Genomic DNA, 16,445 nt, shown 5'->3' with positions numbered 1-16,445 from the left:
CACTGACGCTGGTCTCGCGCCGTCAGTCGGCCGCTTGGCCGCGCATTTCTTCCAGCACGTCCGGCCGGCAGACCACGATCTGCGACCGCTTGGTCAGCACGATTCCCTTCTCCTGCATGCGCTTCAGGCTGATCGTGACCCACTGCCTGGTGGCGCCGACCATATGGGCAATGTCGGCATGGGTGAAAGCGGCTGCGATCACCCTGCCGTCGGCATCCTCGACGCCGTAGAGATCGACGAGATGCAGCAGAAGATGCGCAAGCCGCTGCGTGATCGATCGCGTTCCCAGCATCTGGGCTAGCGCCGAATAGCACTTGCCCTTGAAGGTCAGGCCCTCGATCAGGCCGATCGCGAGGTTCGGAATCTCCACGGCGAGCGACCGCAGCTCCTTTCCGGGCAGGTGCACCACGCTGCAATTGCTGGATGCAACGCCAGACCATTGGTGCACGGTGCCTTCGAACACTTCAGGCCCGCCGACGAAATTGCCGACATGCCAGTAGGCCAATGTGATCTCGCGTCCGAGCGGAGAAGTATAGAACACGCGGATGCGGCCGCTCTCGATCAGCCAGATGCCGTCATGCTTGCCGCCCTGGCTGAACAGCGTCTGGCCGCGGTTGAGCACCTTGCGACGGCCCTGCTTCAGCACCAGTTCCCGCTCGCGCGGCGTCAGCTTGTCCATCAGCGGCGGTGGTCCGCCGATCCATTGCTGGTTCTCGGTGAGCAGCAGCGAGGAGCCGCCGGCAGGTCGAACCGCTCCGGGAACAGCTCCGCGAACCACGTTGGCCGCCTGCAACATCATCCGCCTCCGGAACGTTGAAATCGTTCTAAAGAGGAGCAATGTCCGTGCCAATCACTCAACTGTCATCGCCCGCGAAGGCGGGCGATCCAGTATTCCAGAGAAAGCAATGGGATACGGAGAAGCCGCGGCGTACTGGATTCCCCGCTTTCGCGGGGAATGACAGCGGAGCAAGTGGGTCGGCTAATGCCCCGCCAAACTCAACAAATACGGCTTCGGATAAATCCCCCGATTATGCCCATCCGAAAACGAGATGTTCAGCCCGTAGCCGAGATCGCCGATCTCGGTGATCGCGATGCCCGGAAACGCTTCAGGAAAGCGGTCGTCGAAGCGGGCGCGGGTGCAGTGGGCGCATTTGCAGGAGAGGCGTAGCTGCTCGGCCGCAATCCTGACCACGTCGTTTTGCGTCGTGCGCACGACGAGCGTCGCGAGATCGGCGCTTGCTTCGTATTCGCTCACCGTCGGTGCCACCAGTGCAGTCATGGTCATGACGAATCTCCGACTCTCTTGTACGCCGGCGCGGTCGGGCGCGAATAGCAACTAATTGCCAGAGTGAAGGCGTGGCGTCGTTGCCTGCTATTCAGCCACCGCTCGGGAAATGTGAAACTAATCGACCGGGAATTTCACTTCCGCATTGCTGGACTCTCCCTTCTCTCCGAAACCTTGTGCGCCATCGTAGGCCAAGGAGAGACAATGAGCGCCTTTCAGAAGGAAACGGTTCTGTCGGTCAGGCATTGGACCGACTCCTTGTTCAGCTTCACCGCCACGCGCGATCCCGGCTTCCGTTTCCAGAACGGCCAGTTCGCGATGATTGGGCTCGAGGTCGAAGGCAAGCCTTTGATGCGGGCCTACAGCATGGCGAGCGCCAATCACGAGGAAGAGCTGGAGTTCTTCTCGATCAAGGTACAGGACGGCCCGCTGACCTCGCGCCTCCAGAAGATCAGGGAAGGCGACATCATCCTGGTCGGCCGCAAGGCGACTGGCACGCTGATCACCGGCAATCTCATTCCGGGAAAACGTCTGCTGCTGCTCTCGACCGGCACCGGGCTTGCGCCGTTCGCCAGCCTGATCAAGGACCCCGACGTCTACGAGAATTACGAGACCATCGTGCTCGCCCATGGCTGCCGCCGGGTTTCCGAGCTCGCCTATGGCGAGCACCTCGTCGATGGACTGCGCAATCACGAATTCTTCGGCCCGCTGATCCGCGACAAGCTGTTTTACTACCCGACCGTGACCCGCGAGCCGTTCAAGAACCGCGGCCGTATCACTGATTTGATCGCCTCCAACCAGATGTTCGACGACATCGGGCTATCAGACCTCGATATCGAGACCGATCGCATCATGCTGTGTGGCAGCCCGGCGATGCTCGAGGAGCTCCCCGCGATGTTTGCCGCGCGCGGCTTTGTCGAGGGCAACCACAGCCAGCCCGGCCATTTCGTGATCGAAAAGGCCTTCGTCGAGCGGTGAGGCGCAAATCGGTCTCTGGCGACAACTAATTGCTATCGCCGGGACGCCCCCTGAACAAATCTGATGCAAAGGCGCCGGATCTGCCGGCGGACCAGGAGCAAGCGATGGCACTAGATCAGATCGTCGACGGACTTTCGGAGGTTTCCTGCGATGTGCTGGTCATTGGCGGCGGTACGGCCGGCCCGATGGCGGCGTTGAAGGCGAAGCTGAAGAACCCGAAGGCCAATGTCGTCCTGCTCGAAAAGGCCAACGTCAAGCGCTCCGGCGCGATCTCGATGGGCATGGACGGGCTGAATAACGCCGTCATTCCCGGCTACGCGACGCCGGAGCAGTACACCAAGGAAATCACCATCGCCAATGACGGCATCGTCGATCAGAAGGCGGTCTATAAATACGCGCAGAACTGCTACAAGATTATCGAAGAGCTCGACAGCTTTGGCATCCGCTTCCTGAAGAACGAGAACGGCGATTACGCCGTCAAGAAGGTTCATCACATCGGCACCTATGTTCTGCCGATGCCGAACGGCGAGACCGTGAAGAAGGCGCTGTATCGCCAGCTTCGCCGCGCCCGCATCCTGATCTCCAACCGCTACATGGCGACGCGGCTGCTGAAGTCTTCGGATGGCCGCATCGCCGGTGCGATCAGCGTCAACACCCGCACGGCCGAGATTCTGGTCATCAAGGCCAAAGCCGTGATCCTCTGCATGGGCGCAGCCGGCCGTCTAGGCCTGCCGACGTCCGGCTACATGTTCGGCACCTACGAGAACGCCGCCAATTCCGGCGACGGCTATGCGATGGCCTATCACGCCGGCGCCGCGCTCGCGAACCTCGAATGCTACCAGATCAATCCGCTGATCAAGGACTATAACGGCCCCGCCTGCGCCTATGTCGCCGGTCCGTTCGGCGCCTTTACCGCCAACAACGAGGGCTCGCGCTTCATCGAGTGCGACTATTGGTCGGGTCAGATGATGCTCGAGTTCTACAACGAGCTGCTGTCCGGCAAGGGCCCGGTGTTCCTCCAGCTCAAGCATCTCCATCCCGATACCATCTCGGAGATCGAATCCACGCTGCACAAGGTGGAGCGGCCGACGCGCGGCCTGTTCCAGCAGGGGCGCGGGGTCGACTACCGCAACGAGTCGATCGAGATGCATATCTCCGAGATCGGCTTCTGTTCCGGTCACAGCGCCTCCGGCGTGTTCGTCGACGACAATGCGCGCACCACCGTCCCCGGCCTCTACGCCGCCGGTGACATGGCGAGCGTGCCGCATAACTACATGCTCGGCGCCTTTACCAACGGTTCGGTCGCCGGTATCGATGCGATGGAGTTCGCCGACAACCACGACTTTGCGGAGTTCGACGCCGCCGATGTCGCGACGGAGCGCGACCGCGTGCTGGCGCCGACCAAACGCGAGGACGGCATTCCGCCGAACCAGGTCGAGTACAAGACGCGACGCCTCGTCAACGATTATCTCCAGCCGCCGAAGGTCACGCGCAAATATGAGCTCGGCATGCGGCGCCTCGCCGAGACGCGCCAGGACATGCAGGAGCACATGATCGCGCGCAACGCGCACGAGCTGCTCCGTGCCCTCGAAGTGCAGTCGATCATGGATTGCGCCGATATGGCCGTGCATGCCTCGCTCTACCGCGAGGAAAGCCGCTGGGGCCTCTATCACTGGCGCACGGATTTTCCGGAGAAGGACAACGAGAACTGGTTCTGCCACACGCTGCTGAGCAAGCAGAACGGCAAGATGACCAGCGAGAAGCGTGCCGTCGAGCCCTACGTCGTGCCTATCGCGGACGATGAGAAGGATCTCTACGACAAGCAGCGTATCCGCGCCACCGCCTGATCCATCGCAACATAGCACCAGGAGCATCCAATGCCTCTCGCTTCCTATCAGACATCGGTTCCGGTGGTCGTCGACGACGCCAAATGCATCGCGGACAAGGGCTGCACCGTGTGCGTGGACGTCTGCCCGCTCGACGTGCTCCGCATCAGCGACATGACCGGCAAGGCCTACATGGCCTATGACGAGTGCTGGTACTGCATGCCCTGCGAGGCGGATTGCCCGACCGGCGCCGTCACCGTCAACATTCCCTATCTCCTGAGGTAGTCATGTCGAGCCCGTTCGAATCCTATGACGATCTCGAAGACGCCGACGAGCGACTCCAGGCCGCCGATCCCGCCGAGCGCCGCGTCGCCATCATCGCGCTCGGCCATTCCGGCGATCCGGCAGCCGTCGGCCATCTCGCCAAGATGGTCGCCGATCCCGACGCCGGTGTGCGCCAGCAGGTCGCCATGGCGCTCGGCGAGTTCGACGGGCCGGAGGCCGCGAGCGCGCTGGTCAAGCTGTTGGTCGATCCCGAAAGGATCGTGGCATCGGCCGCGTCCGACAGCATGGCCGAGTTCAAGGATCCCGCCTGTGCCGAAATCATCCTGCCGCTGGTCAAGCATGCCCACGCCTTCGTCCGCATGGGCGCGCTGCGCGCACTGAAGGAGCTGCGGTGCAAGGATACGCTGAAGCCGGCATTGGAAGCGCTTCAGGACCCGGACGCCGCCGTGCGCGTGCAGGCGATCGGCGTGATCGGCTTCCTCAAGCTGGAGGAATCGATTCCGGCGCTGACCGCACTGATCAATGATCCCGACGCCCATGTCCGACGCGCCGCGGTGAGCGCATTGGCCTTCTCGCATCTGAAGCCGGCGGCCGAGAGCATAACCCGCGCGCTGAAGGACACCGACTGGATGGTGCGCGAGATGGCAGCAGAAACGCTGGGCCTCAACGTCAACGGTTCGCTTGCGGCCGACCAGCTCATCAGTTCACTCGCTGATGAGTTCTGGCAGGTGCGGCTGAAGGTGATCCGCAGCCTCGGCAAGATGAAGATCGAGCGCGCGGTGCGCCCGATCGGCAATAGCATCAACCACGACCAGGCCAATCTGCGGAAAGAGGCGGCTGCCGCACTCGGCGAGATCGCGCATCCCGACGGCGAGGCATTCCTGGCCGTCATCGCCGACGACGCCGATCCCGACGTGCGCAAGAACGCGCGCTGGGCGCTTCAGCAGATTGCGGCCCGCAAGGCGCGGGCAGGGGCATAGCTGCGAGGCATCCTGCCGCTCTGGACTTCCCCCGCCAGACGTTTATTTGTCTTCGCCAACGTGATCGGCTGCCATTCGAACGCGGCCGATCCGAAAAACAGCGAGGACGCCGGCCATGACGACATTGTCCGTTAAAGATCTTCTCCCCGAGGATGGAACGAAGGGGACGCTTGTCGGCCGTGTCTGGCTGCCGCAGGCGAACGGCCCGGCCGTGGTCGCCGTGCGCAGCGACGGCGTCTTCGACGTCACCGCGAAATTTTCGACCATCAGCGCGCTCTGCGAGGAGGACAATCCCGCCAAGGCGCTTGCTGCGACCAAGGGCGAGCGCATCGGCGATCTCGAGGCGATCGTGGCCAATACGGCGCCCGATCAGCGCGATCCGAAAAAGCCATGGCTGCTTGCGCCCGTCGATCTCCAGACGCTGAAAGCTGCCGGCGTTACCTTCGCCATCTCGATGCTGGAGCGCGTGATCGAGGAGCGGGCCAAGGGCAATCCGGCCTCGGCCGAAGCGATCCGCAAGGAAGTGACGCGGCTGATCGGTGACGATCTGTCGAAGCTCAAGCCGGGCTCGGACCAGGCGATGCGGCTGAAGCAGGTGCTGATCGATCAGAACGCCTGGAGCCAGTATCTCGAGGTCGGCATCGGTCCCGATGCCGAGGTCTTCACCAAGGCGCCGACCTTGTCCTCGGTCGGCACCGGCATGGATGCCGGCCTGCATCCGAAATCGACCTGGAACAATCCGGAGCCGGAACTCGTGCTGTTCGTGTCGAGCCGCGGCAAGATCGTCGGCGGCGCGCTCGGCAATGACGTCAATCTGCGCGACTTCGAGGGCCGCTCGGCGCTGCTGCTCTCGAAAGCAAAGGACAACAACGCCTCCTGCTCCATCGGTCCGCTGCTGCGCCTGTTCGATGAAACGTTCTCGCTCGATGATGCGCGCAAGCTTGATATCAGCCTGAACGTGAAGGGGCAGGACGGTTTCGTTCTCGACGGTCATTCCTCGATCAGCATGATCAGCCGCGATCCGACCGACCTGGTCGAGCAAACCATCGGCAAGGTGCATCAATATCCCGACGGCTTCGTGCTGTTCCTCGGCACGATGTTCGCACCGGTCAAGGATCGCGATGCGCCGGGGCAGGGCTTCACCCACAAGCGCGACGACATCGTCACGATCGCTGCGCCTCAACTCGGCAAGCTCGTCAACCGCATGCGGACCAGCGACGAGTGCGAACCCTGGACCTTCGGCATCGGTGCGCTGATGAAGAACCTCGCGCAGCGGAAGCTGATCTAGCTCTTCGCCTCCAGCGCGACCGAAGCTCGTCGCGACCCCGCTCGCCGAGAGAGGGAGCGCACCTTCATCTTCGCGTTGCAGAGACGGAACAAAATCGCGTGGGGCGTGTCATAGAACGGCCCACCCCACATTTCTCCGAGTCAACGAAGAATAGTCAGATAATATGACTAGTCAGCTCGCCTCGTCCGTGAAATAGTCGACCAAATGGCCCCCGAAAGGGCCGTGTGTGGGTGCCATATTACCGAAATGGGCGCTCGCCGGTAATTGGGAGAGGCGCCTCATGACCGCGCGCATCGTGGTCATCCCGACCAAACGAGCTCATTCCAACAACGCGGAAGTCGCGCGCTCGATCGGCGTCGACATCATCGCCGGCCGCTACGCGGAGGGAACGCGGGTGCCGGGCGATGCCGAGCTGACCGCCATGTTCGGTGTGTCGCGGCCGGTGTTGCGGGAGAGTGTGAAGACGCTGGTCGCCAAGGGCCTGCTCACCACCAAGGCGCGGGTCGGCACCGTCGTGCGCGAGCGCGCCGCGTGGAACATGTTCGACGCTGACGTGCTGGCCTGGCATCTCGACGCCGGCATCGACAAACGCTTCCTCAACGATCTCGCCGAGATCCGTCTCGCGGTGGAGCCGCGGGCGGCCGTGCTCGCGGCGGCGCGGCGCTCGGAGGAGGACCTTGCCGAGATCCGCCGCAGCATGGAACGCATGCGCCTTGAGGCTTCCGACTCCGTCGGCTTTGCCGATGCCGATCTCGCGCTTCACGTCGCGGTGGCGCGTGCGTCCGGCAATCTTTTCATGCGCTCGATCGGACATGTCATCGAAGCCGCCTTGCGCGCGTCGTTCCTGCTCAGCGCGCCGGTCGAGCCGGACGACCGCGACGCCGTGCTGCTGTGGCACCAGAAGATCGTCGATGCCATCGCGGCCGGTGATGCCGACACCGCCTCGGAAGCGATGGTCTATGTCATTCACAACGGCATGCACCGCCACGAGGGTACCGTGATTGAGACCGCGCCGGCCGAGCCGTTGTCATCCGCGGATACTGGAGAATGAGCGTGACTGAACTTCGCATCGCCATCGTCGGCTTTGGCAAGATCGCGCGCGATCAGCATGTCGGTGCGATCGCCGCGACATCGGGCGCGACGCTCGCGGCCGTCGCAAGCCGCAATGCGTCGCTGCCGGAGCTGCCGCATTTTGCCACCATCGAGGAATTGCTCGAGAAAGGACCGCCGATCGATGCGGTCTCGCTCTGCACGCCGCCGCAGGTTCGGCGTGCGCAGGCCGCGGCCGCACTCGCCGCCGGCAAGCATGTGATGCTGGAGAAGCCACCCGGCACCGGCGTCGCCGAGCTCGATCCACTGATCGCGATGGCGGCGGATGCGAAGCGCACACTGTTTGCGACCTGGCATTCGCGCTACGCGCCGGCGGTCGAACCGGCACGCGAATGGCTCGCCACGCGCCGGATTAAATCAGTGCACATCAATTGGAAGGAAGACGTCCGCGTCTGGCATCCCGGGCAGGCCTGGATCTGGGAGCCGGGCGGGCTTGGCGTGTTCGATCCCGGCATCAACGCGCTCTCGATCCTGACCCGCATCCTGCCGCAACCGGTGTTCGTCACCGCCGCCGAGCTTGCCTTTCCCGCCAATCGCCAGGCGCCGATTGCCGCGAGCCTGACGCTGGCCGACATCAGCGGCCTGTCCATTACCGCCGAGTTCGATTTCCGCCAGACCGGCCCCCAGAGCTGGGATATCGCCGTGGAAACCGATCAGGGCCGGATGGCGTTGTCCGGCGGCGGCAGGCGGATGGCCGTCGATGGCAAGGCCATTGCCGAGGCGCCTGATCAGGAATATCGCGAGCTTTACCGGCGCTTTGTCGAGCTTGCGGCACGCGGCGCACGCGATGTCGATCTGGCACCGCTTCGTCTCGTCGCCGATGCCTTCCTGCTCGGCAAGCGCACGATCGTTGAACCGTTTATGGACTAGACATGGCTGGCTCAAAAATAACAAAAGACGTCTTTGGAACGCTGCCGGACGGCCGCACTGTCGATCGCATCGTCTTGCGCGGAGAGGGCGGGTTCGAGGCCCGCATCATCACCCATGGTGCGGTGATCCAGGCGCTGATCGCGCCGGATGCCAAGGGCGGCTACGACGATGTTGTGCTCGGCCATGACGCCTTCGCCGGCTATCTCGCCGAACGAAAATTCTTCGGCGCCACCGTCGGCCGCTACGCCAACCGTATCGCCCAGGGGCAGTTTTCGCTCGACGGCGAAACGGTGCAGCTTCCCGTCAACAACGGCCCGAATGCGCTGCATGGCGGCCTGGACGGGTTTGACCGCAAGCTCTGGGAGATCGCCGAAATCGACGAGGGTGCAGAGCCAGCGGTGACGCTCACCTACACGAGTCCGCACGGTGAGGAAAACTATCCCGGCCGGCTCGACGTCCGCCTGACCTATCGCGTCACCGGCCCGACCGAGCTGTCGCTGACTATGGAGGCGCGGACCGACCGGCCGACCATCGTCAATTTGACCAACCACAGCTTCTTCAATCTCGAAGGTGCGACCTCAGGCACGCCCATCCTCGACCATAGGCTGATGGTCGCGGCCGAGCATTTCCTCGCCATCGACCCCACGGCCATTCCACTGCCGGAGCCGCCGCGCGCATTGGCCGGAACGCCCTTCGATTTCCGCAACGCCCACCCTGTCGGCGAGCGCATCCGCGAGAGCGATACGCAGCTGCGCAACGGCAAAGGCTACGATCACACCTACTGCCTCGGGCGCGAGGGCAAGCTTGCTCTCGCCGCGCGGCTGGAGGCGCCGCGTTCGGGGCGGATCATGGAGCTCCTCACCAATCAGCCTGGTCTTCAGGTCTATTCCGGCAATTATCTCGACGGAACGATTTCGGGGAAGGGCGGCAAGCTGATCCGGCAATCGGACGCCATGTGTCTTGAGCCGCACATCTGGCCGAATGCGCCGAACCGGCCGGATTTTCCGAGCCCGCGCCTCGATCCCGGCCAAGTCTATCGGCATCACACCGTCTACCGCTTTGCAGTGAGGGCGCCATGATCGAAGAGGTGCCGACTTCCGTCCTCTCGAACGATCCCTGTCATCTCGGCGAGGGGCCGACTTATGACGTGACTACCGACACCGCCTGGTGGTTCGACATTCGTGAGGGGCGTTTGTTCGAAGCGCATCTCGGCAGTGGCGCGATCCGCGTCCACGCACTCGGCCGGATGGCGAGCGCGCTCGGGCGCATCGATGCCGAACGTCAGCTGATCGTGGCGGAGGATGGCCTCTATATCCGGACACTCGCCGATGGCGCGATGACGCTGTTCCGTCCGCTCGAAGCGGATAATCCCGACACGCGCTCCAATGACTGCCGCGTGCATCAGTCCGGCACGTTCTGGATCGGCACCATGGGCCGCAAGGCGGAAAGAGGGACCGGCGCGATCTACGCGCTCCATGGCGGCAAGATCTCGATGCTGTTTCCCGGCATCAGTATTCCCAATTCGATCTGCTTCTCGCCGGACGGTGCGACCGGCTATTTCACCGACACCGCGCGCGCGGTGCTCTACGCGGTTCCGCTCAATCCCGCGACCGGCTTGCCGCGTGGGGAGCCGGAGGTTTTGTTGCGCCACACCGGCATCGGCGGCTTGGACGGCTCGGTCTGCGATGCCGACGGGCAGATCTGGAACGCCTGCTGGGGCGCAAGCCGTATCGATGTCTACAGCCCGCAAGGCGAGCACCTGCGCTCCTTGAGTGTGCCGGCAAAGCAGGCGAGCTGCCCCGCCTTCGTCGGGCCCGATCTGTCGCGCCTGCTCGTCACCTCCGCCTGGCAGGACATGGACGCGGCCGCACGCGCCGCCGATCCGCAAGCCGGCTGCACTTTTCTGCTGGAGGCATCCGCGCGCGGTCGCGCGGAGCCCGACGTCAAGCTCGCATAGGAGACCAGAACCACCCCACGACCATCGTTCTCGACGAAACCAAAAAACAGTCTGACACCCAAGGGAGTGAAACATGCTGAAACTGAAGACGACATTTTTCGCGCTGGCGCTGGCCGGCGCCGCGACGATGGCCGCAGGCGTCACCGCCTCCGCCCAGGACAAGCTGACCGTCGGCATCGCCATGCCGACCAAGTCCTCGGCGCGCTGGATCGACGACGGCAACAACATGGTCAAGGTGCTGAAGGAGCGCGGCTACAACACTGACCTGCAATATGCCGAGGACGACATTCCGAACCAGCTCTCGCAGGTCGAGAACATGGTGACCAAGGGTGCGAAGGCGCTGGTGATCGCCGCGATCGACGGCACCACGCTGTCGGACGTGCTCAAGCAGGCCAAGGCCAAGGGCATCACCATTATCGCCTATGATCGCCTGATCCGCGGCACGCCGAACGTCGACTATTACGCGACCTTCGACAATTTCCAGGTCGGCGTGCTCCAGGCGGATTCGATCGTGCAGGGTCTCGGGCTGAAGGATGGCAAGGGCCCGTTCAACATCGAGCTGTTCGGCGGTTCGCCCGACGACAACAATGCCTACTTCTTCTACAACGGCGCGATGAGCGTGTTGAAGCCGTATATCGACAGCGGCAAGCTCGTCGTCGTGTCCGGCCAGATGGGCATGGACAAGGTCGCGACCCTGCGCTGGGACGGCGCCACGGCGCAGGCCCGCATGGACAATCTGCTCAGCGCCTACTACGGCAACAAGAAGGTTAATGCCGTGCTGTCGCCCTATGACGGACTTTCGATCGGCATCATCTCCTCGCTCAAAGGCGTCGGCTATGGCAGCGCCGATCAGCCGATGCCGATCATCTCGGGCCAGGACGCCGAAGTGCCCTCGATCAAGGCGATGCTGCGCGGTGATCAATACTCGACCATCTTCAAGGACACCCGCGATCTCGCCAAGGTGACTGCCGACATGGTCGATGCCGCGCTCGCCGGCAAGCAGGTCACCGTCAACGACACCAAGACCTATGAGAACGGCGTCAAGATTGTGCCGTCCTATCTGCTCAAGCCGGCCGTGGTCTACAAGGACAATTGGGAGAAGCTGCTGGTCGACAGCGGCTACTACAAGAAGTCGCAGTTTCAATAAGACTCTTTCTTCCCCTCTCCCCGCCTGCGGAGAGAGGGGAAGTAACGGATGGGACATGACACGATGACCGCCATGCTGGAGATGCGCAACGTCAGCAAGAGCTTTGCCGGCGTGCAGGCGCTGCGCGACGTCAACTTCTCGGTCGAGGCAGGGCAGATCCAAGCGCTCGTCGGCGAGAATGGCGCCGGCAAGTCCACGCTGATGAAGGTGTTGAGTGGCGTCTACCCTCACGGCAGCTACGAGGGCACCATTATCTTTGATGGCGAGGAGCGCCGCTTCCGCGACATCAACGATTCCGAGGCGCTCGGCATCATCATCATCCATCAGGAGCTGGCGCTGATCCCGCTGATGTCGATCGCAGAAAACATCTTCCTGTCGCATCCGCCGTCAAAACTCGGCGTGATCGATCGCGACGAGGTCTACCGCCGCACGCGCGATCTGCTGGTGCAGGTCGGCCTGAAGGAATCGCCGGATACGCTGATCACCGATCTTGGCGTCGGCAAGCAGCAACTGGTCGAGATCGCGAAGGCGCTGTCCAAGCGGGTGCGCATGCTGATCCTGGACGAACCGACCGCGAGCCTGAACGAGGCCGACAGTGCTGCGCTGCTCGAACGTCTCATGAAATTCCGCGAGCAGGGCATCGGCTCGATCCTAATCTCGCACAAGCTCAACGAGGTCGCGCGCGTCGCCGACCACATCACGGTGCTGCGCGACGGCCGTACCGTCGACAGCATCGACTGCCATGCCGAGCCGATCCAGGAAGACCGCATCATCCGCAGCATGGTCAACCGCGATCTCGCCCATCGCTTCCCCGAGCGCAGCGCGAAAATCGGCGAACCCGTGCTCGAGGTCGCCAATTGGTCGGTCTATCACCCGATCCATCCCGAACGGCAGGTGATCAAGAACGTCAATTTCGGCGTGAAGCGCGGCGAGGTCGTAGGCATTGCCGGGCTGATGGGCGCCGGCCGCACCGAGTTCGCCATGAGCCTGTTCGGCCGCTCCTGGGGCACCAATATCAGCGGTCGCATCCGGCTCGAAGGCCATGAGATCGCGCTGCCGAACGTCGTAGCCGCAATCGACGCCGGCCTCGCCTATGTCACCGAGGACCGCAAGCAGCTCGGGCTGATCCTGGCCGATGATGTCCGCAAGAACATCACGCTCGCAAGCCTCGACCAGGTCGCACCCAACCGCGTGATCGACGATATCGCCGAGCTGAAGGTCGCCAGCGACTATCGGAACCGAATGCGGATCCGCTGCTCCGACGTCTACCAGGAGACCGGCCAGCTCTCCGGCGGCAACCAGCAGAAGGTGGTGCTGTCGAAATGGCTGATGACCGACCCCAAGGTCCTGATCCTGGACGAACCGACGCGGGGCATCGATGTCGGTGCCAAATACGAGATTTACTGTATCATCAACGAGCTTGCGGAGGCCGGCCGCGGCGTCGTGGTGATCTCCTCGGAGATGCCTGAGCTGCTCGGCATCTGCGACCGCATCTGTGTCATGAACGATGGCGCCTTCGTCGGCGAGTTCCCTGGCACTGAAGCGACGCAGGAAAAAATCATGCGCGCCATCATGCGCAATGAACGAAGCAATGAAAACGGCGTGCCTGAGGCCGTGGAGATGGGAGGATTGCACCCATGACCGACAAGACGGTTTCGCTGCCTGAGGAGCGCCGGCACGGCAGCTTCATCAAGAACAATTTGCGCACCTACGGCATGCTGCTGTCGCTGCTCGCGATCATGCTGTTTTTCCAGGTCATGACTGGCGGCACGCTGCTCCAGCCGCTCAACCTCACCAACCTGGTGCTTCAGAACAGCTATATCGTCATCATGGCGCTGGGCATGCTGCTGGTGATCGTCACCGGCCATATCGACCTCTCGGTCGGTTCGGTCGCGGGCTTCGTCGGCGCGGTCGCGGCCGTGCTGATGGTGACGTATAAGGTCGACTACACGCTCGCCTTCATCATTTGCCTCGCGGTCGGCGCCGCCATTGGTGCTGCGCAAGGCTACTGGGTCGCCTATTTCAAGATCCCGTCCTTCATCGTGACGCTGGCCGGCATGCTGGTGTTCAAGGGGCTTGCGCTCGCGGTGTTGCAGGGCCAGTCGCTCGGCCCGTTCCCGCCGACGTTCCAGAAATTATCGTCCGGCTTCATTCCGGAACTGCTGCCCGAAGCCGGCACGCTGCATCCGACCTCGATGCTGATCGGCGCCGTGCTGGCGCTGGGGCTGGTCTATGCCAGCGCCAAGAGCCGCACGCGCGAGCTGTCGCACGGCATCGAGGTCGAGCCTTACGCGTTCTTTCTCGGAAAAAGCATCGTGCTGGCCTGCGCGGTGCTGTACTTCACCTATCTGATCGCGATCTATCGCGGCCTGCCCAACGTGCTGGTGATCATGAGCGCGTTGATCGCGCTCTACGGCTTCGTTACCCGCCGCACCGTGATCGGGCGCCATATCTACGCGGTCGGCGGCAATGCCAAGGCGGCAAAACTCTCGGGCATCAAGACCGAGCAACTGACCTTCCTCACCTTCGTCAATATGGGCGTGCTCGCAGCTCTCGCCGGCCTCGTCTTCGCCGCGCGCCTCAACACCGCGACGCCTAAAGCAGGTTTGGGCTTCGAGCTCGACGTCATCGCCGCCTGCTTCATCGGCGGCGCCTCGGCCTATGGTGGCGTGGGTCGCGTCGGCGGCGCCGTGGTCGGCGCCATGATCATGGGCGTGATGAACAACGGCATGTCCATCCTCGGCGTCGGCATCGACTACCAGCAGGTCATCAAGGGCCTGGTGCTGCTCGGGGCGGTCTGCATCGACGTGTATAACCAGCGGCGGTAGCTAGATCGGCACACCATACGGTGAGCTATTGCTCAGTTGATGGGTATATGATCGAATGGCCGGATGGCGAACGGCCAGCCAGAACCTGATCTCATCATCTTCGATTGCGACGGCGTGCTCGTCGACAGCGAGCTGTTGAGCTGCCGTTGCCTGTCGGAGGTGCTGGCGGAGTTCGGCTTCGACCTTCGCGTGGAGCAGGCGCTCGACCTCTTTCTCGGGCGTAGCACGGCTGCGATCGGACAATATTATCGCGAGCGCGGCGAGATCCTGCCTGTCGATTTCCTCCCGCGCCTGAAGGCACGCGTGCTCGAGACGTTTGCGGGGGTGCTCCAGCCGATCCCCGGGGTGAGCGCCGTCTTGTCCGAGTTGAAGGCGCCGCGTTGTGTCGCATCTTCGAGCGATATCGATCGGGTCTCGCTGTCGCTCAACGTGACGGGTCTCGCTTCGCATTTCGATAGCCGTCTCTACACCGCGCAGATGGTCAAGCACGGCAAGCCGGCGCCGGACCTCTTTCTCTACGCAGCCGAAAAGATGAAGGCCGATCCTAGGCGCGCCCTGGTGATCGAGGACAGCGTCAGCGGCGTGCAGGCGGCGAAGGCGGCCGGCATGACGGTCTGGGGATTTGTCGGCGGCAGCCATTATCATGGGCGTGACGGTCGCGCTATACTGGCCGCCGCCGGGGCCGATCGGGTCTTCGCGCGCATGAGCGATTTCTGGGAGGCGTGACTTCAGCCATGGCCGTCGAGAACGAAAAGTCGAGACTCGACGACGCCGCGCGCGCCGGCTGGCTCTATTTCATTGCCGGCCACACCCAGGACGAGATCGCAAAGATGCTCCAGGTGTCGCGGGCCTCTGCCCAGCGGCTGGTGTCGCTGTGCCTTGCCGAGCGGCTCATCACCTTCCGGCTCGAACATCCCATCGCCGCCTGCATGGAGCTGGCGGCACGGCTGAAGGAGCGATTTGATCTCGCCCATTGCGAGGTGGTTCCGGCTGATCCGGCCGCGCCGCAGGCCACAGCCGGCATCGCCGAGCGCTGCGCCAATCTGCTGGACGCGACGCTGCGCTCGGAGACGCCGGTGATCGTCGCGCTCGGCACCGGGCGCGCGGTGCGCGCCGCGGTCGAGCGCGTCACGCCGATCGACCGGCCCAATCACCAGATTGTCTCGCTGGTCGGCAACATCTCCGCAGACGGCTCGGCGAGCTTCTACGATACCGTCGGCCGGCTCGCTGATCGCACCGGCGCCCGGCATTATCCGATGCCGCTGCCGTTCCTGATGTCCTCGGAGGACGAGCGCAACAAGATGGTCCGCATCGAGCCGATCGCCAAGGTGAAGGCGGTCGCGGCCAAGGCTGATCTGCGCCTTGTCGGCATCGGCCAGATGGACCAGAAGGCGCAGGTCCATGTCGACGGCTTCGTCACCCGTGACGAACTGTTCGAGATGATGCGCCAGGGCGCCATCGGCGAGATCACCGGCTGGGCCTATGACGCGAAAGGCCGCCTGCTCAAGGCCGGCACCAACAAGCGCCTCACCAGCATTCCGCCGGAAGTACCGGCGAAGACCACCACGATCGGCGCGGCTGTCGGTGCGGCCAAGGTGCAGGCGATTGCGGCGGCGCTGAATGGGCGCCTGATCAACGGCCTGATCACGGACGAGACGACGGCAAGGGCGATTCTGGAGCGGTAGGGCGTTCGCTCTTCCAGCCTCCCGAGGCGGGAGGTCTTGCCACCCACACCGCTGTCATCATCCGCGAAAGCGGATGATCCAGTACGCCGCGGCCTGGCTTGGGGCAAACCAACAGACGATACGGAGCACTGGATGCCCCGCTTTCACGAGGCATGACAGCGAGAGTAGGGAATGGGCCGGCCCTCCCGCACCGCAGCACTCATAAG

16 protein-coding genes are annotated in these 16,445 nt (G+C 63.4%); 14 read left to right on the top strand and 2 right to left on the bottom strand.

All coding sequences use genetic code 11. The features are described 5' to 3' along the window. Positions 1–22: 22 nt before the first annotated feature. Both UP06_RS25220 and UP06_RS25215 read right to left on the bottom strand, forming a co-directional pair. The gene (locus UP06_RS25220) at positions 23–799 is read right to left on the bottom strand and encodes a Crp/Fnr family transcriptional regulator (RefSeq protein WP_045006373.1); all 777 of its coding nucleotides are present in this window, start codon (positions 797–799) and stop codon (positions 23–25) included. Between the two features lie 180 nt (positions 800–979). Next, positions 980–1,285 (bottom strand): gamma-butyrobetaine hydroxylase-like domain-containing protein, encoded by a 306-nt coding sequence (locus UP06_RS25215; RefSeq protein WP_045006372.1) that lies wholly within the window; start codon positions 1,283–1,285, stop codon positions 980–982. A gap of 204 nt (positions 1,286–1,489) precedes the next feature. Here UP06_RS25215 and UP06_RS25210 point away from each other — a divergent pair, with 204 nt between their 5' ends. The 14 genes from UP06_RS25210 to UP06_RS25145 all read left to right on the top strand — a co-directional run bounded on the left by UP06_RS25210 (position 1,490) and on the right by UP06_RS25145 (position 16,239). Beyond that, entirely contained in the window at positions 1,490–2,263 is a 774-nt protein-coding gene (locus UP06_RS25210) for a ferredoxin--NADP reductase (RefSeq protein ID WP_045006371.1), read from the top strand. A gap of 104 nt (positions 2,264–2,367) precedes the next feature. Next, positions 2,368–4,110 carry a fumarate reductase/succinate dehydrogenase flavoprotein subunit gene (locus UP06_RS25205; protein ID WP_045006558.1) on the top strand — a complete coding sequence of 581 codons (1,743 nt, stop codon included), beginning with the start codon at positions 2,368–2,370 and terminating at the stop codon, positions 4,108–4,110. Between the two features lie 30 nt (positions 4,111–4,140). After that, positions 4,141–4,374 carry a 4Fe-4S dicluster domain-containing protein gene (locus UP06_RS25200; protein WP_008141081.1) on the top strand — a complete coding sequence of 78 codons (234 nt, stop codon included), beginning with the start codon at positions 4,141–4,143 and terminating at the stop codon, positions 4,372–4,374. A 2-nt stretch (positions 4,375–4,376) separates the two neighbouring features. Next, complete coding sequence (locus UP06_RS25195) at positions 4,377–5,354, top strand: HEAT repeat domain-containing protein (protein WP_045006370.1); 978 nt, start codon at positions 4,377–4,379, stop codon at positions 5,352–5,354. 115 nt (positions 5,355–5,469) lie between these two features. Beyond that, a complete protein-coding gene (locus UP06_RS25190; RefSeq protein ID WP_045006369.1) occupies positions 5,470–6,642 on the top strand; it encodes a fumarylacetoacetate hydrolase family protein in 1,173 nt (390 codons plus the stop codon). A gap of 280 nt (positions 6,643–6,922) precedes the next feature. After that, on the top strand, positions 6,923–7,693 hold the full coding sequence (locus UP06_RS25185) for a FadR/GntR family transcriptional regulator (protein WP_045006368.1): 771 nt from the start codon (positions 6,923–6,925) through the stop codon (positions 7,691–7,693). Positions 7,694–7,695: 2 nt separating this feature from the next. Further along, on the top strand, positions 7,696–8,622 hold the full coding sequence (locus UP06_RS25180) for a Gfo/Idh/MocA family protein (RefSeq protein WP_045006557.1): 927 nt from the start codon (positions 7,696–7,698) through the stop codon (positions 8,620–8,622). A gap of 2 nt (positions 8,623–8,624) precedes the next feature. Beyond that, positions 8,625–9,701, top strand: coding sequence for an aldose epimerase family protein (locus UP06_RS25175; protein WP_045006367.1), 1,077 nt, complete (start codon positions 8,625–8,627; stop codon positions 9,699–9,701). Then, positions 9,698–10,579 (top strand): SMP-30/gluconolactonase/LRE family protein, encoded by an 882-nt coding sequence (locus UP06_RS25170; RefSeq protein WP_156163208.1) that lies wholly within the window; start codon positions 9,698–9,700, stop codon positions 10,577–10,579. The genes UP06_RS25175 and UP06_RS25170 overlap by 4 nt, the downstream gene beginning before the upstream one ends. Positions 10,580–10,652: 73 nt before the next feature. Continuing rightward, entirely contained in the window at positions 10,653–11,726 is a 1,074-nt protein-coding gene (gene chvE, locus UP06_RS25165) for a multiple monosaccharide ABC transporter substrate-binding protein (RefSeq protein ID WP_045006366.1), read from the top strand. Between the two features lie 63 nt (positions 11,727–11,789). After that, a complete protein-coding gene (gene mmsA / locus UP06_RS25160) occupies positions 11,790–13,367 on the top strand; it encodes a multiple monosaccharide ABC transporter ATP-binding protein (RefSeq protein ID WP_045006365.1) in 1,578 nt (525 codons plus the stop codon). Then, the gene (gene mmsB, locus UP06_RS25155; RefSeq protein ID WP_045006364.1) at positions 13,364–14,554 is read left to right on the top strand and encodes a multiple monosaccharide ABC transporter permease; all 1,191 of its coding nucleotides are present in this window, start codon (positions 13,364–13,366) and stop codon (positions 14,552–14,554) included. The genes mmsA and mmsB overlap by 4 nt, the downstream gene beginning before the upstream one ends. A 63-nt stretch (positions 14,555–14,617) precedes the next feature. Further along, positions 14,618–15,280, top strand: coding sequence for an HAD family hydrolase (locus UP06_RS25150; RefSeq protein ID WP_045006363.1), 663 nt, complete (start codon positions 14,618–14,620; stop codon positions 15,278–15,280). An 8-nt stretch (positions 15,281–15,288) separates the two neighbouring features. Then, a complete protein-coding gene (locus UP06_RS25145) occupies positions 15,289–16,239 on the top strand; it encodes a sugar-binding transcriptional regulator (protein WP_045006362.1) in 951 nt (316 codons plus the stop codon). Positions 16,240–16,445: the final 206 nt, after the last annotated feature.

The organism is Bradyrhizobium sp. LTSP857, assembly GCF_000938285.1.
Taxonomy (GTDB): domain Bacteria; phylum Pseudomonadota; class Alphaproteobacteria; order Rhizobiales; family Xanthobacteraceae; genus Bradyrhizobium.
This window is presented reverse-complemented; position numbering and strand designations above follow the sequence as displayed.